At 51.6% G+C, this 22,892-nt stretch carries 20 protein-coding genes; 16 read left to right on the top strand and 4 right to left on the bottom strand.

Translation table 11 applies throughout. The features are described 5' to 3' along the window. Window positions 1–83 precede the first annotated feature (83 nt). A complete protein-coding gene (locus SYC_RS03555; RefSeq protein ID WP_011242998.1) occupies window positions 84–2,480 on the top strand; it encodes a GH116 family glycosyl hydrolase in 2,397 nt (798 codons plus the stop codon). 88 nt (window positions 2,481–2,568) lie between these two features. Here SYC_RS03555 and SYC_RS03550 read toward each other — a convergent pair whose 3' ends face one another. Beyond that, the gene (locus SYC_RS03550) at window positions 2,569–2,769 is read right to left on the bottom strand and encodes a hypothetical protein (RefSeq protein WP_041676942.1); all 201 of its coding nucleotides are present in this window, start codon (window positions 2,767–2,769) and stop codon (window positions 2,569–2,571) included. Between the two features lie 737 nt (window positions 2,770–3,506). Here SYC_RS03550 and SYC_RS03545 point away from each other — a divergent pair. The 6 genes from SYC_RS03545 to SYC_RS03520 all read left to right on the top strand — a co-directional run bounded on the left by SYC_RS03545 (window position 3,507) and on the right by SYC_RS03520 (window position 13,798). Beyond that, a complete protein-coding gene (locus tag SYC_RS03545) occupies window positions 3,507–4,739 on the top strand; it encodes a response regulator (protein ID WP_234701795.1) in 1,233 nt (410 codons plus the stop codon). Between the two features lie 44 nt (window positions 4,740–4,783). Further along, window positions 4,784–5,146, top strand: coding sequence for a response regulator transcription factor (locus tag SYC_RS03540; RefSeq protein WP_011242996.1), 363 nt, complete (start codon window positions 4,784–4,786; stop codon window positions 5,144–5,146). 97 nt (window positions 5,147–5,243) lie between these two features. Beyond that, window positions 5,244–5,672, top strand: coding sequence for a chemotaxis protein CheW (locus tag SYC_RS03535; protein ID WP_231621329.1), 429 nt, complete (start codon window positions 5,244–5,246; stop codon window positions 5,670–5,672). Window positions 5,673–5,743: 71 nt separating this feature from the next. Continuing rightward, window positions 5,744–9,964, top strand: a complete 4,221-nt coding sequence (locus tag SYC_RS03530; protein WP_011242994.1) for a GAF domain-containing protein — start codon at window positions 5,744–5,746, stop codon at window positions 9,962–9,964. 8 nt (window positions 9,965–9,972) lie between these two features. Beyond that, window positions 9,973–12,828, top strand: coding sequence for a hybrid sensor histidine kinase/response regulator (locus SYC_RS03525; RefSeq protein ID WP_011242993.1), 2,856 nt, complete (start codon window positions 9,973–9,975; stop codon window positions 12,826–12,828). A 10-nt stretch (window positions 12,829–12,838) separates the two neighbouring features. Further along, complete coding sequence (locus SYC_RS03520; RefSeq protein ID WP_011242992.1) at window positions 12,839–13,798, top strand: chemotaxis protein CheW; 960 nt, start codon at window positions 12,839–12,841, stop codon at window positions 13,796–13,798. Window positions 13,799–14,031: 233 nt separating this feature from the next. Here SYC_RS03520 and SYC_RS03515 read toward each other — a convergent pair whose 3' ends face one another. Then, the gene (locus SYC_RS03515; protein WP_011242991.1) at window positions 14,032–15,321 is read right to left on the bottom strand and encodes a bifunctional sterol desaturase/short chain dehydrogenase; all 1,290 of its coding nucleotides are present in this window, start codon (window positions 15,319–15,321) and stop codon (window positions 14,032–14,034) included. A 165-nt stretch (window positions 15,322–15,486) separates the two neighbouring features. On the opposite strand from SYC_RS03515, the gene ebsA reads away from it, so the two are divergent. The 8 genes from ebsA (at window position 15,487) to SYC_RS03475 (ending at window position 21,705) form a co-directional block, all read left to right on the top strand. Next, the gene (ebsA, locus tag SYC_RS03510; protein WP_231621328.1) at window positions 15,487–15,825 is read left to right on the top strand and encodes a type IV pilus biogenesis protein EbsA; all 339 of its coding nucleotides are present in this window, start codon (window positions 15,487–15,489) and stop codon (window positions 15,823–15,825) included. Between the two features lie 53 nt (window positions 15,826–15,878). After that, window positions 15,879–17,060 carry a phosphotransacetylase family protein gene (locus tag SYC_RS03505; RefSeq protein WP_011242989.1) on the top strand — a complete coding sequence of 394 codons (1,182 nt, stop codon included), beginning with the start codon at window positions 15,879–15,881 and terminating at the stop codon, window positions 17,058–17,060. A gap of 186 nt (window positions 17,061–17,246) precedes the next feature. Next, entirely contained in the window at window positions 17,247–17,765 is a 519-nt protein-coding gene (locus tag SYC_RS03500; RefSeq protein WP_011242988.1) for a hypothetical protein, read from the top strand. Window positions 17,766–17,837: 72 nt separating this feature from the next. Beyond that, window positions 17,838–18,329 (top strand): YajQ family cyclic di-GMP-binding protein, encoded by a 492-nt coding sequence (locus SYC_RS03495; protein ID WP_011242987.1) that lies wholly within the window; start codon window positions 17,838–17,840, stop codon window positions 18,327–18,329. A gap of 62 nt (window positions 18,330–18,391) precedes the next feature. Next, the gene (locus SYC_RS03490) at window positions 18,392–18,973 is read left to right on the top strand and encodes a hypothetical protein (protein ID WP_011242986.1); all 582 of its coding nucleotides are present in this window, start codon (window positions 18,392–18,394) and stop codon (window positions 18,971–18,973) included. Between the two features lie 126 nt (window positions 18,974–19,099). Further along, window positions 19,100–19,357, top strand: coding sequence for a DUF6825 family protein (locus SYC_RS03485; protein WP_011242985.1), 258 nt, complete (start codon window positions 19,100–19,102; stop codon window positions 19,355–19,357). A 6-nt stretch (window positions 19,358–19,363) separates the two neighbouring features. Then, window positions 19,364–21,106, top strand: a complete 1,743-nt coding sequence (locus SYC_RS03480) for an ABC1 kinase family protein (protein ID WP_407830099.1) — start codon at window positions 19,364–19,366, stop codon at window positions 21,104–21,106. A gap of 8 nt (window positions 21,107–21,114) precedes the next feature. After that, window positions 21,115–21,705 (top strand): helix-hairpin-helix domain-containing protein, encoded by a 591-nt coding sequence (locus SYC_RS03475; RefSeq protein WP_011242983.1) that lies wholly within the window; start codon window positions 21,115–21,117, stop codon window positions 21,703–21,705. Window positions 21,706–21,738: 33 nt separating this feature from the next. Here SYC_RS03475 and SYC_RS03470 read toward each other — a convergent pair whose 3' ends face one another. Beyond that, on the bottom strand, window positions 21,739–21,966 hold the full coding sequence (locus SYC_RS03470) for a type II toxin-antitoxin system HicA family toxin (RefSeq protein WP_011242982.1): 228 nt from the start codon (window positions 21,964–21,966) through the stop codon (window positions 21,739–21,741). Continuing rightward, a complete protein-coding gene (locus SYC_RS03465; RefSeq protein ID WP_039755800.1) occupies window positions 21,959–22,168 on the bottom strand; it encodes a type II toxin-antitoxin system HicB family antitoxin in 210 nt (69 codons plus the stop codon). The genes SYC_RS03470 and SYC_RS03465 overlap by 8 nt, the downstream gene beginning before the upstream one ends. A 46-nt stretch (window positions 22,169–22,214) precedes the next feature. Here SYC_RS03465 and SYC_RS03460 point away from each other — a divergent pair, with 46 nt between their 5' ends. After that, window positions 22,215–22,793, top strand: a complete 579-nt coding sequence (locus SYC_RS03460; RefSeq protein ID WP_011242980.1) for a hypothetical protein — start codon at window positions 22,215–22,217, stop codon at window positions 22,791–22,793. Window positions 22,794–22,892 lie beyond the last annotated feature (99 nt).

The raw sequence follows: 22,892 nt of genomic DNA, 5'->3' as shown, positions 1-22,892 counted from the left end.
GAAGCAGACTGCTGGAGAACATCTGCCAATTCAGCTGCTGATCGGCTTGAGGCGATCGCGATCGCCCTGCAACAATAGCGGCCATGACCTATGAACTGCCCGCTGCTGCCTGGCGCCGACCCCTTGGTCTGGGCTGGGAAAAACCGTATACCGTTCGCTACGCCAGCAATCTGGATGATGGGCCTTGGCATGGTGCGCCGCTGGGCGGATTTGGTGCGGGTTGTTGGGGGCGATCGCCGCGCGGCGACGTCACGCTCTGGCATTTAGACGGCGGCGAGCATTGGTATGGCAGCATTCCTGCCTGTCAGTTCGCGGTCTATGAAAGTGGCACGGGTGCCTACGCGCTCAGTACCGAAGCGCCGAGCGATGGCAGCCTCAGTAGTTGGAACTGGTATCCCGCCAGCACGGCAGAGCGATCGACCGGAGAATACAGCGCCCTCTACCCACGCAGCCAGTTCAGCTATCAGCAGGTGTTTGAGGCAGAGATTCACTGCCGCCAGTTCTCGCCAATTCTGCCCCACGACTATCAGGCGACCAGCTATCCGACCGCAATTTTTCGTTGGCAGCTCCACAACCCCAGCGATCGCCCCCTGACGATCAGCATTCTGCTGAGCTGGGAAAATCTTTGTGGCTGGTTCACCAACACTAACAAAGCGCCGGAAGTCGTCTACCGGGATGATGGTAGCCCTGTCTATGACTACGTTCCCGCGTTAGGCCAGAGTGTAGGCAATCTCAATCAGCGGATTGCAGGCGAAGGCTGGCAGGGGCTGCTGCTGGATCAAACGCGATCGCAAGATCCTGAGGAAGGGGATGGGCAATGGGCGATCGCCATTGCTGAGGCAGAAGGACTGGAGATTTTCCGCTGCGATCGCTGGGATCCGACAGGTGACGGATCGGAGTTGTGGCAATCCTTTGCGCTGGATGGCTCAATTCCAGATCGCCAGGATTCTCAGCCGGCAGCAGCGGGTGAGCGATTGGCGGGTGCGATCGCTGTTCGGCTGACGCTACAGCCGGGCGAAAGCCGCGAAATTCCCTTCAGCATCGCTTGGGACCTGCCGGTCACTGAATTTGCGGCAGGTGTGAAAGCCTTCCGGCGCTATACCGACTTCTTTGGGCGTGACGGTCGTAATGCGGCCGCGATCGCCGCCACGGGGCTGAAGCACTACGACGAGTGGGAACAGGCGATCGCTGCTTGGCAACAACCGATTCTCGATCGCGATGACCTCTCCGATACTTTCAAGCTGGGACTGTTCAACGAACTCTATGACCTCTGTAGTGGCGGCAGTTTGTGGACAGCAGCCAGCGAAGCCGATCCAGTCGGGCAGTTCGCTGTTTTGGAATGCCTGGATTACGCCTGGTACGAGAGTTTGGATGTGCGGCTCTACGGCGCTTTTGGGCTGCTGATGCTCTGGCCAGAGCTAGAAAAAGCGGTGATGCGAGCCTTTGCGCGGGCGATTCCCCAAGCTGACGATCGCACGCGGGTGATTGGCTACTGGTTCACGATTGGCCAAGAAAGTCCGCTAGCGAAACGCAAGTTGGCGAATGCGACGCCCCATGACTTAGGCGCACCGAATGAGTCGCCATGGTTGCAGACCAACTACACCGGCTATCAAGATTGCAACCTTTGGAAGGATTTGGGCTGTGATTTTGTCCTGCAGGTCTGGCGTGATTATCAACTGACTGGTTCGAGCGATCGTGGGTTCCTGTCGGACTGCTGGCCAGCTGCCGTAGCGGCACTGCGCTATCTCAAGGACTTTGATCTGGATGGTGATGGCATTCCCGAGAATAGCGGTGCGCCGGATCAAACTTTTGATGATTGGCGCTTGCAAGGCATTAGTGCCTACTGCGGTGGGCTCTGGATTGCAGCGCTGGAGGCTGCTCTCGCGATCGCTGATGTTTTGGAGTTGTCAGCAGAAGACCGCGATCGCCAAGACTTCCAATCCTGGCTAGCACAGGCGCGATCGCTCTATCACGACACCCTTTGGAATGGCCGCTATTACCAACTCGATAGCGGCAGCGGTAGCCAAGTCGTGATGGCGGATCAACTCTGCGGTGACTTTTATAGTCGGCTATTGCAGTTACCGCCGGTCGCTCCGCTGGAAGCCGCGCAATCCACAGCTGATATGGTCTATGAGGCTTGCTTCCAGAAGTTTCATAGCGGTCAATTTGGTTTAGCCAATGGCCTGCTGCCAGATGGTTCGCCAGTAGGTCCCAAGGGTACGCACCCGCTGGAAGTGTGGACAGGAATTAACTTTGGCATTGCTGCCTATTGGTTGCTGCTAGGTCACCGCGATCGCTGTTTTGAAGTGACAGAGACGGTCATTCGCCAAATTTATGACAACGGCTTACAGTTTCGTACGCCGGAAGCGATCACTGCCAATGCAACGTTTCGCGCTAGCCACTATCTCCGGCCAATGGCAATTTGGGCAGTTTATGGTGTGCTAACTAACTTTTCTCCAGTTGATCAACAACCCGTCTAGAGAAATATGAAAACTGAGCCAAGTATCGTAATTGACGATTCTTAGTTGAGCGAGATCTGGAGCGATAGGCTCGGCAATCGCCAACCATTCAAGTAGTACAGAAGGAATAATCCTCCTGCTCATCTGGATTGCTGACCCCAAAATCATTGTCAATAATCAGCGTCGCTGCCGTTTGAGGGCGATCGCACAGACAATGGATAAGCTGTGCAGGGAAGCAGGTCCTTTCATCGGTTTCACTTGTCTTGTTTGGCGATAGGCTTTCCTGAGCTTGAGCAATTGCTTGTTTCATCTGCTTGTTTCAGCACAGCCTCAAAGCTACATTCCAGCCAAATTAAAAATCGTAAAACGATTGTAAATGCTGCTTGAGAAGCCGTTTTTAAAGTTGTTGGGGCGATGACCGAGAGCGCCGTTTGCCCCAGTGGAAAATCATGGGGTAAGGATCTTAATTTGCCCGTGTTGTCAGCTCAGTCCTTGATTACCTCTCTGCACCTCTCAGATTTCAAGTACTTCTGGAGAGCCGATGGGATTAGCAAGTTTCAACAAAGACGTGAGCAAGAGCCCTTCCAACTCCGTTGAATCACTAGGACAGGTTTGGAGAGCCATTAGCGAAATGCTATCCTCTTCACTTTTCTTCAAGGATCTGCTTCCTACAGCTATCGATTTAAATTGCTCAATGCTCCATCCAAAAATGTAGCAATGAATCAATGGAAAAGCCCATTGAGAAGCAATTGATGTAATCTTGGCGCTTTGAAAATTTAATCAGTTTTTGGCAATAAAAAATTCATCCACTCCAGTGACTGGCAGCATATTTACTTATCGAAAATTGGGCTCCAAAGATCCACCATGAAGAATCCTTAGAAATTGTAAAATTGCTTTAAGATGGAGAAAGCCTGAATTTAACTTGGCCTTAATCTTCGAATAGGTACTAGTCCGACACGAAGTTGCTTTCCCTAAGAATGCTTATGGACTTCTAGGGGATTCAGGTAATACCGCCCATGAATGAGTAGATTTTGTGGAATGCAGTTGATGGTGTACTCTGCCGCAGATCGATCAACAGCAGCACTCAGCCCAGCAAACTTGCTTAGTCAGCTAGCTGAGTCTAGAGCAAGTGGTTGCTTAACTATTTTGAGTCAAGATGTCAGCTGGATATTTTACCTGCATAACGGCAATCTTTTCTATGGCATAACCTCCATCGATCCCTTCGATTGCTTGGAACGGAATCTTAAGGCTTTTAGTGCTGAGATCCCGAATATTGATCGTCCTATTCGCCAGCAGATACGATCCCTATTTGAAAAACAAGAAGGGTCTAATTCAACTGCTGTTTATCAAGCATTGTCTTGGTTGAGATCTGAAGGATTTATCAACCAGTTTCAAACAGATCTCTTGATCAAAAATCTGATCAAAGAGACCTTAGAGTCTTTTCTGAGTCTTCAAACTGCGAGTCACAGATTTCTAGCTCTAGATCCCTCGCTGCCAATTTTGACTGAATTTACAGTTTTCCCTCTCCTAGATGAGACGTTTCAACGATTAAGAGAATGGTCGGGGCTTTCTGAGAAGGTCTACTCGCCTTTTCAGAGCCCCTATCTCTTTAGTCAAAGTACGAGTAACAATAAGTTTAGTCCTGAGAAGCTTCAAAAGCTGGGAAATTTACTGAAGGGGTACAGTCTGCGTCATTTGGCTGCACTCATTCATCAAGATGAGATCAAGTTGATGCGCAGTCTTGATCCTTATATTCAAGAAGGCGTAGTTTTTTTTAGAGAGCCACAACCGCCATTTGATAAACTACCGCCCCTTTTGAGAAGCGATTTAATTTCTGGCAATACTGCGATCGCTGGTCCGGTAGATACTTCGAACAATTTAACTTCTTCTCCTTCGGCAACTGCTCGTCCAGTCAAAATTGTTTGTATTGACGACAGCCCGATCATCTTGAGCGAGCTACGCCGATTTCTAGATGAAGATCGGTTTGAGGTAATCACGATTATTGATTCTGTGAAAGCTCTCATGGAAGTCATGCGTATTGAGCCAGATCTGATTTTGCTAGATGTAGGAATGCCAAACGTTGATGGTTATAAATTCTGCAAAGTTGTCCGTAACCATCCCAACTTCAAAACGACTCCGATCATCATGGTTACGGGTAATACCGGCTTGATCGATCGCGCTAAGGCAAAGATGTCCGGCGCGACTGACTACCTCACCAAACCCTTCACTCAGGAGGGATTACTCAACATCGTTAATCAGCATTTGCACAAGCAGTTTTAGTCTTTGTTTCTTCCATCTGCGCTCTCACGAAGGTTAAGCAGCTCATGAGTACAGTACTTGTTGTAGAAGACACCGCTTCTGAAATGGAGCTAATCACCACCTACTTGCGAAATAGCGGTTACACAGTCATCGGGGCTGCTGATGCCAAAGAAGCACTGAACAAGGTGAGCCAGTTTAAGCCTGATGTTGTTGTGACTGATGTGGTCATGCCTGGCATGAGTGGCTTTGAATTGTGCCGGAGCCTCAAGAAAAATCCCGAGACAGAAAAGCTACCTGTCATTGTCTGCAGTTCCAAAAATCAAGAGATTGATCGCCTCTGGGCGATGAAACAGGGGGCTGATGCTTACGTCATTAAGCCTTTCCAACAGGAAGATTTAGTAAAGGCTGTTCGCTCAGTTGACTTCTAGCCGAGGTCTATAGGTGGCTATGAATAGTTCTCTCTCCTTTGAATTAACAAATACTGGAGCTGCTGATCAAACCACTCAGTCTTTTTTAAAGCTCAGGTTGAGTGATACTACGATCGCGGTGATTCCGACGGTTGAGGCTCAAGAAGTCGTGATGGTCACTCATCAACAGTTAACCTTGATGCCCAACATGCCCGGCACTATCTTGGGTTTACTCAATCACCGCAACCGCGTGATTTGGGTCATCGATCTACCGCAGTTGCTGGGGTTACCCATGCTGATGCTGGATTTACGGCAATACGCTGTTGTCGTCATCCAAGTAGCGGGCCAATTACTGGGGTTAGCCATTCAACAAATTGAAGGGCTGAGCCGGCTTAATCCCAGCGATATCCAATCTCCTGTCGGCTCCGTGGATGCCTCCTTGGTGCCTTTCTTGCGAGGCTGCTACCTCCAAGATCAAGAGTTGTTGTTGGTCTTAGATGCTGCTGCGATCGCCCATGCCAAGAGCCTGCAGCCCCACGCTATTTAAGCCTTCCTCTCGCTTTGCTTGATTGTTAGCCCTTTGGCTTTTCTACTTCACTCCTCAGGACCTGACTCGCTATGTCCACCACCCAACGCCCTGAAAGCACCCCCGCTTCCATCAACAATCAAACGACTGAAGCGCTGACCCCAAAACTAAACGGTGCTGATCAGGTGACGTCATTCACTTCGGTTGAAACGAGTTCTCTCTCTGGCCCAGCTAACAAACCAGCGCGCACGGGACTCAAGCTCAAGTTGACCCTGCTAGCGATTGCTATGGGTGTCCTGCCTGTCCTAGGGGTAGGAGTCACCGTTCATAACCTCGTCAACCGGTCAATTACCGAGATGACCGAAACAAGCAGCAGTCCAACAGCGCAGGTGGAAGCCGACCAGCTCAAACGCAGTCTTTTCCTGACTCTGCTCTGGGGTACCGGCTTATCAGCCGTGGCGGTCGGCATAATTGCAGCTGCTTTGGCCAACCGCAGTAGCCGACGCTTGCAAGCTGCGATCGCAGCTCTTGAAAAGCTCAGTCAAGGGGATGTGAATGTTGCCGTTGCCGAGGATGGTGACGATGAGATTGCCGTTTTAGGGCAAGAAATTAACCACGCTGCCAGTCAAATTCAAACAGCCTTAGCAACTGCAGAGGTCAGTCGGGAGCAACAACGCTCAGAAACAGTTCGGGTCAATCAGCTGGTCCGTGAAATTACGCTGCGGCTGATTTCTCAAGCCAATGTGACTGACGTTCTGAATGTCGCAGTCCAAGAGGCTCGCGCTGCGATCGGATGTGATCGCGTGGTTGTCTACAAGTTTGATGAGACTTGGGCTGGAACGATCATCGCTGAGTCGGTTGATCCAGGATGGCCCCAAGCTCTGCAGGTAACCATTGATGATCCTTGTTTCCGCAAAGATTGGGTAGCGGCCTACGCAGCGGGTCGGGTTCAGGTCACAGCTGATATTTATGATGCGAATTTAACTGAATGCCATATCAAGCAACTGGAGCCGATTGCAGTTCGTGCCAACCTAGTTACCCCGATCATTGTTGAGAGACGACTGATTGGTCTATTCATTGCTCACCAATGCTCTGGGCCGTACCAGTGGAAGCAGTTAGAAGTTGATCTCATGACTCAGCTTGCCACACAAGTTGGCTTAGCTATGACGCGCGCGCTGTTCCTAGAGCAGCAGGTGATTGAAGCAGAACGCGCTAAGCTTGTGCGAACCATCACCACAGAGCTGGTGGCTCAGGCTGATGTTGAGGGGGTGCTGAGAACAGCTGTCCAAGAAACTCGGAGGGCTCTCGAAGCCGACCGCGTCATCGTTTATGAATTCGATGAGAAGTGGAGCGGCAAAATTATTGCGGAGTCTGGCGACCCCAATTGGCCATCAGGACTCAATGTTGTCATTGACGACCCCTGTTTTCGTCGGGACTGGGTTGAAGCCTATGCGGCTGGACGCGTTCAGGCGACAGCAGATATTTATAATGCAGGCCTAACCGAATGTCATATTCAGCAACTGGAGCCCTTGGCGGTCAAAGCCAATCTGGTTGCGCCCATTGTGGTCGAGAAAAGACTAATCGCTCTGTTTATTGCCCACCAATGCTCAGGCCCAAGAGACTGGCAGCAATCTGAAATCGATCTGTTCGCCCAAATAGCCACACAGGTCGGTTTGGCAATGACCCGCGCGCGCTTCTTAGAACAGCAAATTGCTGAAGCCAATCGGGCCAAACTTGTGCGGTCAATTACATCAGAGTTAGTTGCTCAAGCTGATGTTAAGAGCGTGCTCAGAACAGCTGTTCAAGAGACCCGCCGTGCAATCAAGGCCGATCGCGTTGTGGTCTATGAATTTGATGAGAATTGGAGTGGCAAGATCGTTGCTGAGTCGAGCGACTCTAATTGGCCAGCGGCCCTCAACGTTGTCATTGATGACCCCTGCTTCCGTAGAGATTGGGTTGAAGCCTACGCGGCTGGACGCGTTCAGGCGACAGCAGATATTTATAATGCAGGCCTAACCGAATGTCATATTCAGCAACTGGAGCCCTTGGCGGTCAAAGCCAATCTGGTTGCGCCCATTGTGGTTGAGAAAAAACTGATTGCCTTATTCATCGCGCATCAATGTTCCGGCCCACGCAATTGGCAACAGTCTGAAATTGATCTCTTTAGTCAGCTCGCGACACAAGTTGGTTTGGCAACGACTCGGGCTCGTTTCCTTGAGCAACAAGTGTCAGAGGTCAACCGTGCCAAACTAGTTCGAGACATCACCTCACAGCTCGTTTCTCCTACAAACGTTGCAAGTGTCTTGCAACTAGCGGTACACGCGACTCGTCGTGCACTCGATACTGATCGCGTTGTTGTCTACGAATTTGACAGTACTTGGGCTGGTACAGTAACCGCTGAGTCGGTTAACCCTTCTTGGCCTTCTGCCCTCAATGTCACGATTGATGACCCTTGCTTCCGACGCGATTGGGTGGATGCCTATGCTGCAGGTCGAATTCAAGCGACTCCAGACATCTACAATGCAGGCCTCACAGAATGCCATCTCAAACAACTGGAGCCCTTGGCAGTCAAAGCCAATCTGGTTGCCCCAATTGTGGTTGAGAAAAAACTAATTGCTTTGTTTGTTGCTCATCAATGTTCAGGGCCACGTAACTGGCAGCGATCTGAGATTGATCTGTTTAGTCAGCTAGCAACGCAACTAGGGTTGGCAATTACCCGCGCCCGTTTCCTTGAGCAACAGGTTACAGAGGCAAAACGGGCAGAGCAAATCCGCGAAATTACCTCCAGATTAGTTGCGCAAGCTAATCCTGAAGATGTGCTTCAAACTGCAGTGAAAGAGACTCGCCGTGCGCTCGCTACCGATCGCGTTGTGGTCTATGCCTTCGATGAAACTTGGTCAGGTACTGTGATTGCAGAGTCAGTTGAATATGGCTGGCCCTCAGCACTGAGTATCACGATCGATGACCCCTGCTTCAGACGGGATTGGGTAGATGCCTATGCTGCAGGCCGCATTCAGGCGACTCCTGATATTTACAATGCTGGATTTACGGAATGCCATCTCAAGCAATTGGAGCCTTTGGCAGTCAAGGCCAATCTGGTGGCCCCGATTGTGGTTGAGAAAAAACTGATTGCCCTGTTTGTTGCTCACCAATGTTCAGGAGCACGAGATTGGCAGCAATCTGAAATTGATTTGTTTAGCCAACTCGCCACGCAAATTGGCTTAGCCTTAGCGCGTGCAGATTTTCTACAGCAAGCTGAAACAGCACGCGATCGCGCTGAGCAACTGGCACAAGAGCAACAGCAACGGACCGAAGCGATTCAAGCCGAACTGATTCAACTTCTCAGTGATGTCGAAGATGCATCACGAGGTGATCTCACTGTTCGTGCTGACATCTCAGCCGGTGAAATTAGTACAGTTGCTGATATTTTCAACTCTCTGATTGAAAGTTTGCGAGCCGTCGTAGTCCAAGTAAAAGCCTCCACTCAGAAGGTGAATACTTCTCTGGATAGCGATGCTAACTCGATGCAACGACTAGCAGCAGACTCCCAAAGTCAGGCAGAAAAGATTAAAAAGACCCTAAATGCTGTTGCTGAGATGTCGAAATCAATTCTTGATGTCTCGAACACAGCAAACCAAGCTGCTGAAGTTGCACGCAAATCATCGCAAACAGCTATCAGTAGTGGTCAAACAATGGATGAGACTGTTCGCAGTATTCTTCATCTACGCGAAACTGTTGCTGAAACTGCTAAGAAGGTGAAGCGGCTCGGTGAATCTTCTCAACAGATCTCAAAAGTGATCTCGTTGATTAACCAAATTGCTCTGCAAACAAATCTACTTGCAATTAATGCCAGTATTGAGGCGGCACGAGCTGGTGAAGAAGGTCGTGGCTTTGCAGTCGTTGCAGAAGAGGTTGGCCAGTTAGCAACACGGTCCGCTAACGCTACCAAGGAAATTGAGCAGATTGTTGAAACGATTCAGCAAGAAACGAATGAGGTGGTTACGGCTATGGAAACAGGTACCAGCCAAGTAGTCGAGGGAACACAGCTGGTCGAGGCGACTAAGAAAAGCCTTGAAGAAATCGTGCAGGTTTCCCAACAGATTGACCAACTTGTACAGGCAATCTCGCAAGCAACCGTCAGCCAGTCTCAGACCTCTAATGTTGTGACTAACCTCATGGAGGAGATGGCCGGTTTCTCAGAGGAAATTTCAGACACCTCCCGTCACATTTCCGCTTCACTACAGGCTACTGTGGCTGTCGCTCAGAAACTTAAATCCTCCGTTGACACCTTTAGAGTCGGAGCTGAGGAATAGAACAATGAGTGATCCTCAGGCGATTATTTCGACTGCAATTTCTGGAAGAAGCTGAAGAATACCTTGGCACGATTGAAAAGGAACTGGTCGATTTAAGCCAAGCGAGCGATCGCCGATCGCAAGTTGATCTCATCCTCCGGGCCGCCCATTCAATCAAGGGTGGTGCGGCCATGATGGGCTTCAACACCCTCAGCGAACTAGCGCATCAACTTGAAGACTTCTTTAAGGTGATGCGCAGCGGCAAAAACTTTGACCAGTCTCTAGAACGTCAGCTACTTCAGGGAGTTGATCGGCTCCATCAGGTTCTGCAAGTTAATCGCCAGGGGACAGACCCTTCACCTCAATGGCTTGAGAGTCAAGTCCAACCCTTATTTGCTGTCCTCCGAGAGCAGTTTGGGGACCCTCAACCTGACGCTGATTTGGCAATGCTCTCGGAAGAAGCGGGCGATGATATGCGATCGCTGCTGTTTGAATCGGAGGTTGAAGGGTGCTTGCAACGTTTGGAGTCGGTGCTGCAAACCCCAGAGCATCCCTGCTTATTGGAAGAATTTGCAATCGTTGCCCAAGAGCTAGCGGGGTTGGGGCAGATGTTAGAACTGTCCCAGTTCAGTCAGTTCTGTACCTCGATCGCTGAACTTCTTGAACAGCAGCCGACTGATTTAAGGGCGACCGCTACCAAGATCCTTAAAGACTTAAGACATTGCCAGGCTCTCGTTTTAACCCAGCAAATCAATGCTCTGCCCAGTCAATTTGTTGCTCAAGATCAGTCTCCAGAGGGGATAACTCTAGAAGCAAATTCTGGCTTAGCAGAAACTTTCCCTCAAACTAAGGAAGTCATTCACCAAAATCAAATTACAGCAACTCGGAATTCGGAAAATATACAGTCCAGCTTGACAGTTGCTGAAGCTCGTCAGTTGGACTTTACGCCGGAGACAATCACAACCCAAACGCTTCATCCCCCAATAAATGCAACAGATTTAACGTCAGAGATTAACCAAGCACGAACTGTACGGGTTGGGATTCAACAACTAGAAGACCTGAGCGAATTGTTTGGTGAATTGAATATTGAGCGGAATGGGCTCAGTTTGCAACTGAAGCGCATGCGGCAGCTTCTGCAAACACTCAAGACAAAAGTTCGTCGACTCGAGCAGTCGAGCTTTGAGTTACGGTCTACGACTGATCGCGCGGCGACAGCAACAACAGCTTTCGGTTTGGTTGGTAGTGGCGGCAGTTCTTGGCACCAAAACTTTGATATTTTGGAGTTCGATCGCTACAGCCCTCTGCATTTGGTTTCCCAAGACGTGATGGAAACCATTGTTCAGATTCAAGAAATTACTAGCGATATCGAAACGAACCTTGAAGAGACGGAACAGACAGAACAGTCTTTGCGGCGAACTGCGAAGCAGATGCAGGGTCGCCTTACCCAAGTAAGAATGCGCCCCTTTGCTGACTTGGTCAATCGCTATCCTCGGATGATTCGCCAACTAGGGCAAGAGTATGGAAAAGACGTTCGGCTCATTATCAACGGCGAGAATACACTAGTTGACCGCGCCATTCTAGAGCTTCTAGCAGATCCGCTATTACACCTTGTTCGCAGCGCCTTTGACCATGGTGTTGAATCCCCTCAGCTGCGGCAATCTCGGGATAAATCCCCAACAGCAACCATCGAAGTGTCAGCAGCCTATCGAGGGAATCAAACAGTCATTACAATTCGGGATGATGGGTGTGGCGTTGATCTCCAGAAAATTCGCCAGCGTGCCCAACGGATGGGGCTAGATCAATCAAGCTTAGAAGCTGCCAGCGATCGCGAGCTTTTGGATTTGATTTTCGAGCCTGGATTTACAACTGCGGAGCAAGTGACCGAACTCTCAGGCCGAGGGGTTGGCATGGATGTTGTCCGCACGAATCTTCAGCAGATTCGGGGAGATATCCAGATTGAAACAAAACCTAACCAAGGCACAACTTTTACGATTACAGTGCCTTTTTCTCTCTCGGTTGCACGGGTTCTCCTCATCGAGGTCAGCAATATTCTAGTTGCCATCCCGACTGATGTAATTGAGGAAATTATTGAACTCAATCCAAGCTGGATTCTAAATAGTGCTGGTCAAACAGTTCTTAATCTCGATGAGATACTGGTTCCGCTGCTCCAGCTCGATCAGTGGTTTCAGTTTAGTCGGCCCTGCCCGCCCATTAGTTTAGATGGTGTCCCGACAATCAATCAGCCTACTGTTCTTCTTGTTAACCAGGGCAATAGTTTCGTCGGCATTCAAGTCGATCGCTACTGGGGAGAACAGGAGGTTACAATCCGTCAAGTAAATAGCACGATTCCTTTGCCGCCGGGATTTAGTAGTTGCACTATTCTGGGTGACGGGCGAATTGTTCCTTTAGTCGATACCTTTTCGCTCTTGCAGTGGATTCAGAATTCGAATGTTCCTAGTCGTCTTTCCTTGAAAGCGATACAGCCAGCAACCTATCAACTTCCCTCTCAGAAGAGCATCTTAATTATCGATGACTCGATTAATGTCAGACGGTTTTTAGCCAATATTTTAGAGAAAGCAGGCTATCGAGTTGAACAAGCTAAGGATGGCCAAGAAGCCATTGATAAACTAAAAGATGGCTTAAAGGTTGAAGCCGCCATTTGTGATGTGGAGATGCCTCGGTTGGATGGTTATGGATTCCTGACTCAAGTCAAAAATATCGTTGCTGGCGCAAACCTACCGATCGCTATGTTGACCTCACGCAGCGGGGATAAGCACCGGCGCTTAGCGCTCAATCTGGGAGCCGCCGCCTACTTCACCAAACCTTTCCGCGAGCCAGAATTGCTCCAGACCCTACAAGAACTAATTCAAGTGAAACAGTCTTAGGATTTCGGTCATGGCTACCTATACTCCCCGTCGTTTACAGCGATCGCGTAATAGTTCCCAGCAAAGCTTGCGACAGTTTCTCATTTTTACAATCGCCAACCAGCAATTTGCCCTGCCCATTGAAAGTGTGGGCAAGGTTATCCAAATGCCGGCTCTTTATGGTGATCCTAATCAGCGAGGCTTTGGCTTAGTCAGTTATCAAGGCCAACAAGTAACGGTCATTGATATTGAACAACATTTATTGGGGGTTGCTCATTCCTCAGCCACGGCTGCTAAAACTCGGCTAGAATCGGCTCGCTTTCTCATTCTGATCAAAATCGATCAAGGCAATACCAACAGTCAGCTCATTGGTCTACCGATTGAGCAGTCTCCCCAACTTCAGCGTCTATCGGAACAGACAATTACCAGCCTGCCGGATAGCTATCTCCGCTGGGGAGACATTCATGCTGTGACTTCCGTTTCGGTAGAAGAAACTGAAGGAGTGAAGCAGTCACCCACATTTATTTTGGAACCTGCTGCAGTGCTATCTACCCTTGCGAATCAGGAAGTGATTGTACCGAGCGAGTTACAGCCTTCCCTTAGCCTTGCTAATCCCACAGCTGTTGAATTGAGTAATGAAGTCATCATTGATGAAATGACAGACTTCGATGCAGAGATTCTCGCTGCAGCCACTGATTTTCTGACTGATGTAGGTGCTGACAGCCCGGAAGATTCCCTGACGAGTGATCTTCTTCAAGACTTAGAGTCTGCTGAAGCCTTTGACTTCTCCACAGTTCAAGTTGAAACTGACTACCTGACTGAAGCTCAGAATTCTGAGATGGTCGCTCCAGAACTGCAGCCAAGTCAGGCTGATGACCCTACCTCATCCAGCCTAGAATCTCAACCAGATTCATGCTCTGAAATGCCGGGGCTGGATGATTTACCCGATCTTGATTTGGAAGACCTTGAAGATCTATTTGCTGTTGATTAAGAAGCCGATCAAGATTTCAGTCTGTAACAACTGAACAAGACAACCACTGCAGTTCAAAAGAGAGGTCCGATCAGCTCATTATCTCTAGGCTTCATGCCAACTGCTGATCACAATGACGATACTGATCCCGATCGCCAAAGCTAAAGACTCTAACATTCTGCTTTCCTCAACCACTAAAATGCAAAGCGGTAATGTTCAACCCAACAGCTCAGAATAGCCATCCGAGGATGTTCTTATCGTAGAAATTTCTCTCTAGGCTGGTTAATCACTTCATGAACTTTTGCTGAAGAGTCTGTAAACGTTAGCGATCGCCCCGACCGACTAAATAAGCGGTAGTACCAAGAAGCACTGACTTCTTTGATTGGGAAGAGCAGATAGGTTAAGGGGTTGATTGTCACGATAATGTTACGAATATCGCGCTTGGCCAGAGCTACCACTTGGCGAGCTACCCAGCGAGCGGACATCACGCCATAGGGATTGAGATCGCTGCGAAACGGCCCAAGGATGAGTTTGCGCAAGACAATAGGAGAGTCGAGGCGGCGCAGCGTCACCAAATGTCCAATTGCCCGCTTACTGAGTTCGTAGAGCGGACTAAAGGCCGGATTGACCTCAGCTTCTGAAGTATTCACCCAGACTTCCTTCCGAGCGATTGCGCGATTATCCGTGACTGTCTCTAGGAACAGCTCTAGCAAACGCCACTGCGAAAAAGCATTGACTTCGTAGGACTGCTCAATCGCTGTCGCTGAGCGATCGCCCAGAACATTGACGCCGTGGTTGAGCAGCAGGATATCAATGCGCCGTAAATCTTCGGCGATCGCCGCCTCTTGCCCCACTTGCCAGTGCAAGACTCGCACCCCCAGATCTTCAAAGAGTGCTGGCAGGGCACGGCTACCACTAGTCAAGGCAACCGGCGTTGCTCCCGCTCGCTGCAATTCGACAATCAGTGCCTGACCCAATCCGCCAGCTGCCCCTGTTACCGCCACTGTTTTGCCCTTGAGCGACAATGCGGTGCCCATCAGCTTGTCCAGAAATGAAAACGTGCCACAGAAATAGGCTGTTTGGCTATCAAAGTGATGACGCCAATGGTAGGTGCGATTCACTAACCAAGCGCTGGGGGGCGCAGTGAAAGGACCGGGCAAGTGCGTCAGGTCCGTCAGGGCATCAGCCCCCGGTACGGCCAATCCCCGCGCGATCGCCCCACCCAGAAAGATCAAGGTGTAGAAGCAACCGAGAAACGGCAGCCAAGCGCCAACCGTCACCCAGGTCTGTACCAGCCAGCCGAATAAACCGCCGCAGAGCAGCATCACACTGGCTTCTGGGACATCGTTATACCAGTGGGCGCGACTGTAGATCGTTGGATCGACAACCGTCAGATCGGGGCGAAAAACCTTGTGATGCCAGACATGCAGCCGATAGAGCGGCGTCCAATAGTGGGCCAAGGTGTGATAACTATCGCGAACCAGCTCCACCCAAAGAATTGAAAGCAGGGACAGGCCGAATGCAACAGTCCAAGCTGCAGCCATTGAGGGCAGTCAAACACATCTCCTGAACCATAACATGGGCATTTTGAGTCCCTAGACTCTGGTCGAGGAGCGGCAAACCTGTTAGGACAGACTAGGCAACCTAACGCTTGAGGTCTTGTCATCCCCATGCGAATTGATGAACTGGTCCCAGCAGATCCCCGGGCAGTGTCACTCTATACCCCTTACTATTCTCAGGCGAATCGGCGCCGCTACCTACCCTATGCCCTCAGTCTCTATCAAGGCAGCTCGATTGAAGGTAGTCGTGCTGTGGAAGGAGGGGCACCCATTTCTTTTGTTGCCACCTGGACGGTAACCCCGCTGCCCGCTGATATGACGCGCTGCCACCTGCAGTTCAACAACGACGCTGAACTGACCTACGAAATTTTGCTGCCCAACCACGAATTTCTGGAATATCTGATCGATATGTTGATGGGCTACCAACGCATGCAGAAAACAGATTTTCCTGGGGCTTTTTACCGGCGATTGCTGGGTTACGACAGCTAACCCCATCGAAGGCCAGCGGCGGATCAACTTGGGTCAACCAGCCCAAAATTTTGATGGCGGAGTACTGGGGAGGGTTCAAGACGCCGTTAAAATGGTCGGACATTCGCCACGAAAATGATCCAGGGGGCAAAGTGCTGCCGTCTTCGCCATATCTTCTGTTGGGGTCCACCGAAGCTTATAGCGGTAAGTCAGCACTGACGCTGGGGATTGCGCAGTATTTTCAGCAACAAGGGCTGAGGATTGCCTACGGCAAGCCCTTGGGCACTTGCTTTGAAGACAGTTCAGTTAAACCGGGCGCTGTCCTGATCGATGAAGACGTTCGCTTCATCGCAGAAACTCTCAACCTCAGTGAGGATCAGCGCTATCCCACGTTGGTGATGCTGGATCCGACCAGTGTGCAGCGGCGGTTAGCGCAAACTGATAGTACCGATTACCTCACCCAACTCCAGCAGTATCGCGATCGCCCGCCAGGGGATATTGCCCTGATTGAAGGCGCAGGCCGTTTGGTGGATGGTCAGGTGTTCAGTCTGGATCTGCCGGCTGTGGCTGCGGCCTTAGACGCGCCGGTCTTGCTGGCCAATCGTTGGTCCGAAACAGGGTCGGTGGACAGTCTGCTAGCGGCGCAACAATCCCTCGGCGATCGCCTCTTGGGAGTGGTGCTCAATGCCGTGCCTCGGAGCGAACTAGATCATGTCCGAGAAACCCTGGTGCCGTTCCTCGAAGCTCGCGGTATTCCCGTCCTTGGTCTCCTGCCCCAGAGCGCTCTGCTGCGCAGCGTCAGCGTCACAGAACTGGTCAGTCGCCTCAATGCTGAGGTGCTCTGCTGCCGCGATCGCCTCGATCTGATGGTCGAGAGCCTGACGATTGGGGCGATGAACGTTAACTCGGCGATGGAGTATTTCCGCAAGGGTCGCAACATGGCCGTGGTGACCGGCGGCGATCGTGCGGACATTCAACTGGCGGCCTTAGAAACCTCGACCCAGTGCTTGATTTTGACCGGTCGGGTCGCGCCGCTGCCGCAAATTATCAGTCGGGCCGAAGAGATGGAAATCCCGATTCTCTCGGTTCAGCTCGATACCCTGACAACGGTGGAAATCATCGACCAAGCCTTTGGCCAAGTGCGGTTGCATGAGGTCGTTAAAGCCCAGTATGTCAGCCGCTTGGTGCGGGAAGCGCTTGACTTCCCTCGGCTGCAATCTCTGCTTGGATTGCCGGCGATCGCTGCTGCGTCCTGAGTCCCCACAATCCTGCTGCGATCCCCCTGTCTGAGCTAGACCCCAGCAGGTTTCCGATCTGGGACGGTTTGCGGGATTTCCCAAGCGGGGCAGCCCTAGGCAGTGCTATGCGGAGCAGGAGCGGGTTAAAGAGCAGCAGCTCAGGGCTTGCTGTAAAATGGGCAAGCCGTTGCGATCGTTTCGACGTTGAGCCAGTCCATCGACCTCGATATCCCCAAGCTCGATCGCATTGACGAGCTCGCTCAAGAGCTAGCTGCTATTCAGCAAACCAGCTCCAAGCGTGTTGCCATTCTTGGATCTCGCCACGTTCCGATCACGCACCAGCACCTGATTGAGATGATGAGCTACGCTCTCGTGCTGGCGGGCAATCGTCTGATGACTTCCGGTGCTCAGGGAACCAACGCGGCTGTGATTCGGGGTGCGATGCGAGCGGACCCCAATCTGCTGACGGTGATTTTGCCCCAAAGTCTCGATCGCCAACCCCGAGAATCGCGGGAACAACTGGAAAAGGTCATTCACCTGGTTGAACATGCCGAGAATGACCACCTGTCTTTGGCGGAAGCCAGCACCCTCTGCAACCAGGCGATCGTGACGCGCTGCCAGCAGCTGATCTGCTTTGCCTTCCACGACAGCCACACGCTCTTGGAAACCTGTCGTTACGCTGAAGACCAGCACCACCTCGTCACTTTGTTCTACTTCGATTGAGCAGTGCTACCTGCTCAGCCCGCAGTCGCTGATTGCGATCGGGTTTCTTCGCGTCGTTATTCCTAAATCCCCATGGCCACTGCAAGCTCTTTTGACGTCGTCAGCGACTTCGATCAGCAAGAACTGGTCAACGCTGTTGATCAGGCGCGGCGCGAGATTACCAATCGCTACGATCTTAAAGATTCCGCTACGACCTTGGAACTGACTGCCGAGACTCTGACGATTAACACTGACAGCGAGTTCAGCTTGGATGCGGTCGTCACCCTGCTGCAAACTAAAGTCGCCAAGCGCAATCTCTCGCTGAAAATTTTTGACTTCGGCAAAGTCGAAACTGCGAGCGGTAATCGCGTTCGTCAGGTCATTACCCTGCAGCGGGGCCTGAGCAGCGAGCTGGCGAAGGATCTGTCGAAACAGATTCGTGACCAGTTCAAGAAAGTGCAGGTTTCGATTCAAGGAGATGCCCTGCGGGTCAGTGCTAAGTCGAAGGATGACTTGCAGACTGTGATTCAATACCTCAAGCAACAGGACGTTCCGGCGCCGTTGCAGTTCACTAACTATCGCTAGTCTGAAGGCGATCGCCCTTGGCGATCCTGGACTGGGCTGGAGCTGTTCATGAGATTGCCACGATGAGTCGTCCCGAAGATCGCACTATCATCGTTTCGCCTAAGCAGCCCTCCCAAGCAGCAGCGCGTTCAGGACAAAGACGTCCCAGCAGTCCGCCTCCCCGCCAGCCCCGCCGCTCGGCAATTCACGGCGGCTTATGGCTCGCGATCGCGATCGGATGTGGCTTTGGCGCCAGTTTTGCCCTGACCTTGCGATTCAGTCGCCCCACCTTCAATCCAGTAGCGAATATCCTGCAGAGCGAACAGGATTTTCCAGAAGCGAATCTTCCCGGCACCCACTACCGTGATCTAGAAGCCCGCCACGGTGCCGTCAATCCTCCTAGTGCCGTTGACGAGTGGTCTAGCCAGCCCTCAACAGCGATCGCACCCGATCTGCCGGTCATGCCCATGCCGAGCCAAGAGTTTCCCGACGCGGCCGCCACAGATAGCCTGAGCGAGCAACCACCAGCTTGGGCGGCTCCATCCACCGAGAGCGCTACAGAGCCTAGCTTGGTTGCACCGACACCGTCTCCCGCACCCGAACCGATCGCGCCCTCCGCACCCGAGCCAGTCGCTCCAACCCCCACTGCACCGCCGCTCCAGTAGTGATCGCAGCAGAGCCAGACGAGTGGCGATCGTTATAATGGCCCCTGTTGCCGTTTGTTAACGCTATCTTGTCTGCTCCGTCTGATCCCAGCCGGGAAGCCTTTTTCTTGGGGCGATCGCTCGTCCGTGAATTTCAGCGCGCCCTCGGGCGAAGTGGTTGCCGATCGCCTCAGTGATTTCGGCATTTGGGAAGCAGAATACCGGCAAACGCTGCAGCAGTTCGTGCAGGAAGTGATTCAGCAAGCCGAGACGGATCTGGAGCAGGAGCCAGCACCGAGCCGTCCGACGGATGTGGATCTGCAAGCCCTGTTGGATGACCTACGAGCGGAAATTGCTGCAACCCGGTTTGCGCTGCAGCAGTATCGCCAATCTCTTTCAGACTAGGTGGCTGTGACTGCTCTCTCTGTTGAGTCAGCCGCGATCGCAGCGGCTCCCTCGCCGCCCCAGCCACCCCGTCGTCGCTATCGCTGGGATCGGCGACGCTATCCACGCTGGCAGCGCAGTGCCGATATCTGGCGGTTTGTGCTGCTGCTTAGTTTTCGACTGTGGCTGATTCAGCGACCTTGGACGTATTTCGGAGGATTCAGTAGCGATCGCCAAAACCAACGCCGCCGCAAATTAGCGAGTTGGATCCGCGAAACCTGTCTGGATCTGGGGCCAACCTTTATTAAAGTTGGGCAGCTCTTTTCAACGCGGGCCGATCTATTTCCAGCCGAGTATGTCGAAGAACTCTCGAAGCTGCAGGATCAAGTCCCAGCCTTTGATCTAGAGCAGGTTCAACAGATCCTGAGCAATGAATTGGGGGCGAGTCCTGAAGAACTGTTCAGTGACTTTGATCCGGTTCCTCTCGCGGCCGCCAGCCTAGGCCAAGTTCACCGCGCCCGTCTGAAGACCGGCGAAGCCGTGGTGGTCAAGGTGCAACGCCCCGGCCTCCAGCAACTGTTTACCGTCGATTTGGCGATTCTGCGGGGCATTGCTGAATACTTTCAGCGCCATCGCCGCTGGGGCCAAGGGCGCGATTGGGTGGGCATTTACGAAGAATGCTGCCGAATCCTTTGGCAAGAGACCGACTACCTGCGCGAGGGTCGCAATGCCGATCGCTTTCGGCGTGATTTTCGCGACTGCGACTGGTTGCTGGTGCCGCGAGTCTATTGGCGCTATGCCAGTCCGAGGGTGCTGACGCTGGAATATCTGCCCGGCATCAAAATCAGTGACTACACGGCGCTGGAAGCGGCCAACCTCGATCGCCAGAAAATTTCGCAGCTCAACGCCGAAGCCTACCTACGCCAAGTGCTCAATCACGGCTTCTTCCATGCTGATCCGCATCCGGGCAACTTGGCGGTTAGTCCGACGGGTCGCCTGATTTTCTACGACTTCGGCATGATGGGCGAGATTCGCACTGATGTCCGCAGTAAGTTGATGCAGGTCTTCTTAGGCATTGCCCGCAAAGATGCTGATGATATCGTCAGTGCCCTAGTCGAACTGGGAGCGCTTTTGCCCACAGGCGATCTCGGCCCTGTGCGGCGATCGGTGCAATATCTGCTCGATAACTTCCTCGATCGCCCCTTTGAAGGCCAGTCGATCAGTGCGATTAGCGACGATATTTACGAGATTGCCTACGACCAGCCGTTTCGCTTTCCCGCTACCTTTACCTTTGTGATGCGAGCGTTTTCGACCCTGGAAGGGGTTGGCAAAGGCTTGGATCCCGATTTCAATTTCATGACGGTTGCCAAACCCTACGCCCTTGAGATTATGTCTGACGCCACTCCGAATCCTGCTGGTTTGTTGAATGAGTTCAGTCGCCAAGCGCTTGCGGTGGGCAACTCAGCCTTGGGGCTGCCGCGCCGCTTGGATGACACGCTGGACAAGTTAGAGCAGGGCGATTTGCGCGTGCGTGTCCGTGCCAGCGAAAGCGATCGCCTCCTACGTCGCCTCCTGCTGACGCAGCAGAGCCAGACTTGGGCGATTCTGACTGCAGCCCTGTGGATTGGCTCAGCGATTGTGAGTTTGAGTGCCTTACCTCTACTGGCGATCGCGCCGTTTGGTTTGGGATTGATTCCGTTGGGACTTTTGATTCGGACACAATTGCGTCTGCGCCGCAGTGAACGGATGGGGAACGTTAGCAACAACTAGGAGTAACTATGGAGGCGATCGCAGCTTGGTTCAAACCCCTGCAACAGTGGGCGACCAGTCAGCGCGATCGCCCTTCTCCGGCTTGGCGACAACTGCAACAAATCCTGCAGCAACGCTTGCAGCAAAACCCGAATTATCGCTTTCAGAATGCGCTGGAAGTGGAAGTGGCCGCGAGTTTAGGTCTGCGGTTAGATGTTAACTGTGCGGCTGCTGAAGACTGGCTAAGGCTACCTGAGATTACACCTAGGCAAACAACAACTTTGGTGCAGCTACGGCAGCAAGGCTTCTTCTTTGCGGATCTGGACGATGTGGCTCAGGCCTTGGGATTAGACGTTAGCCAATTACAAGCGATCGCGCCGATTCTGGTGTTTCGCTATTACGAAGCAGAACCTGAAGTTGCGATCGTTCCTTGTTGGGTGAATCGAGCCAAATATCCTGAAATTCTAGAGACTCTACCAGGGGTGAATGAAGCGATCGCCCGTGAGATTATTCATCAGCGTTTGCTGCGCGGTCCCTATCGAGATATCGCTGATTTTCAGCGACGGCTACAACTATCTCCAGAAGCGATCGCCCAGTGGCTACCTTGTCTCCGCTTCTGAGTAGACTCATCGCTATACAGATTATTTTTTTGTTTACAGGTTATCAATGAAATCCTCAATGGTCACTTTTGCCTGTTTTAGGATGCTATTTAGAGTGCCGACTTTTAACTCTCGATGGACAGGAACAACACAGCCAATTTCACCTTCTGCTGTGACTTTCTTCAGCACGACATGACTACCTGTCTGTCGAATCAATACAAACCCTAAACGTTCCAGTGCCCGAATCACCTCTCGGCTTGAGACGCGTGGCAATTTAGGCATAGCTCACTTCAATATTAGTGAGAAATCGAGGTGATGTTTTTGGCATAGGAAATTCTTCTAAGTAGAGTCTTGTCGCTTCCTTTAAACCTGCGATCGCTTGTTCGATCGTTTCTCCTTGATCAACTGTTCCAATTTCGGGGCACTCAGCAATGTAAACATCATCCTCCTTGTAAACAATCGCTGTGAAGCTGTGAGTCTTCATATAATCAACTTGCATTACTGAACATCCACAATATACCTCCTTCAAAATGGAACAGTTGCCGCTATTTGGCCGATCACAGGTGCGGGAGTTAGAGGCGGCTCGTTATGGCAGTACGCCCGCCGAGCATGAGCAATCGGCAGAGTCGTTGGAGGCTTGGAAGCAGCGGATTATTAATTTTCAGTCGGCGTTGCGATCGCAACCTCCGCCATTACCAACGGATTTATTTGGACAGGTACCTGAGGCTGAGGCGATCGCCCACAGTATTGATCCGTGGCAGTTACGTCGCCGCAGTTTGGAGTTTTGGCGTTGGCCTGCAGCAAGTGCAGGCACGGCAGCGCTTTACTTTGTGATTGACTATCACTGTTCGCTATTGCTCTATGTGGGCGAAACGATTAAGGCGAATCAGCGATGGAAAGGGGAACACGATTGCAAGGATTATGTGGCTCGCTATCAGTCGCTCCATCATCAGCATGGTTTGGCTTGTGAGGTGGGCATTGGCTTTTGGCTGAATGCACCCACGCAAACACGACCTCGCCAACAACTCGAAACTATCCTGATCGATTATTGGCGATCGCCCTTCAATAAGCAGAATTGGCGGCAGTGGGGGACTCCTTTTACTTTATAGATATTGCTTTTATTTTTATTTTGATCAAAAAATATTTAGCATTAGATGCTTTCATAAAAGCAGATTAATAAATACTACCTAGATAGAGCTAGGAGTAAA

The organism is Synechococcus elongatus PCC 6301 (assembly GCF_000010065.1).
Classification (GTDB): domain Bacteria; phylum Cyanobacteriota; class Cyanobacteriia; order Synechococcales; family Synechococcaceae; genus Synechococcus; species Synechococcus elongatus.
This window is presented reverse-complemented; position numbering and strand designations above follow the sequence as displayed.

What these genes read in the sequence shown, in the direction of transcription:
- SYC_RS03555 (WP_011242998.1), top strand. Translation starts at nt 84, where the DNA reads ATGACCTATGAACTGCCCGCTGCTGCCTGGCGCCGACCCCTTGGTCTG.
- SYC_RS03550 (WP_041676942.1), bottom strand. Translation starts at nt 2,769, where the DNA reads ATGAAACAAGCAATTGCTCAAGCTCAGGAAAGCCTATCGCCAAACAAG.
- SYC_RS03545 (WP_234701795.1), top strand. Translation starts at nt 3,507, where the DNA reads ATGGTGTACTCTGCCGCAGATCGATCAACAGCAGCACTCAGCCCAGCA.
- SYC_RS03540 (WP_011242996.1), top strand. Translation starts at nt 4,784, where the DNA reads ATGAGTACAGTACTTGTTGTAGAAGACACCGCTTCTGAAATGGAGCTA.
- SYC_RS03530 (WP_011242994.1), top strand. Translation starts at nt 5,744, where the DNA reads ATGTCCACCACCCAACGCCCTGAAAGCACCCCCGCTTCCATCAACAAT.
- SYC_RS03520 (WP_011242992.1), top strand. Translation starts at nt 12,839, where the DNA reads ATGGCTACCTATACTCCCCGTCGTTTACAGCGATCGCGTAATAGTTCC.
- SYC_RS03515 (WP_011242991.1), bottom strand. Translation starts at nt 15,321, where the DNA reads ATGGCTGCAGCTTGGACTGTTGCATTCGGCCTGTCCCTGCTTTCAATT.
- SYC_RS03505 (WP_011242989.1), top strand. Translation starts at nt 15,879, where the DNA reads ATGGCGGAGTACTGGGGAGGGTTCAAGACGCCGTTAAAATGGTCGGAC.
- SYC_RS03495 (WP_011242987.1), top strand. Translation starts at nt 17,838, where the DNA reads ATGGCCACTGCAAGCTCTTTTGACGTCGTCAGCGACTTCGATCAGCAA.
- SYC_RS03490 (WP_011242986.1), top strand. Translation starts at nt 18,392, where the DNA reads ATGAGTCGTCCCGAAGATCGCACTATCATCGTTTCGCCTAAGCAGCCC.
- SYC_RS03475 (WP_011242983.1), top strand. Translation starts at nt 21,115, where the DNA reads ATGGAGGCGATCGCAGCTTGGTTCAAACCCCTGCAACAGTGGGCGACC.
- SYC_RS03470 (WP_011242982.1), bottom strand. Translation starts at nt 21,966, where the DNA reads ATGCCTAAATTGCCACGCGTCTCAAGCCGAGAGGTGATTCGGGCACTG.
- SYC_RS03465 (WP_039755800.1), bottom strand. Translation starts at nt 22,168, where the DNA reads ATGAAGACTCACAGCTTCACAGCGATTGTTTACAAGGAGGATGATGTT.
- SYC_RS03460 (WP_011242980.1), top strand. Translation starts at nt 22,215, where the DNA reads ATGGAACAGTTGCCGCTATTTGGCCGATCACAGGTGCGGGAGTTAGAG.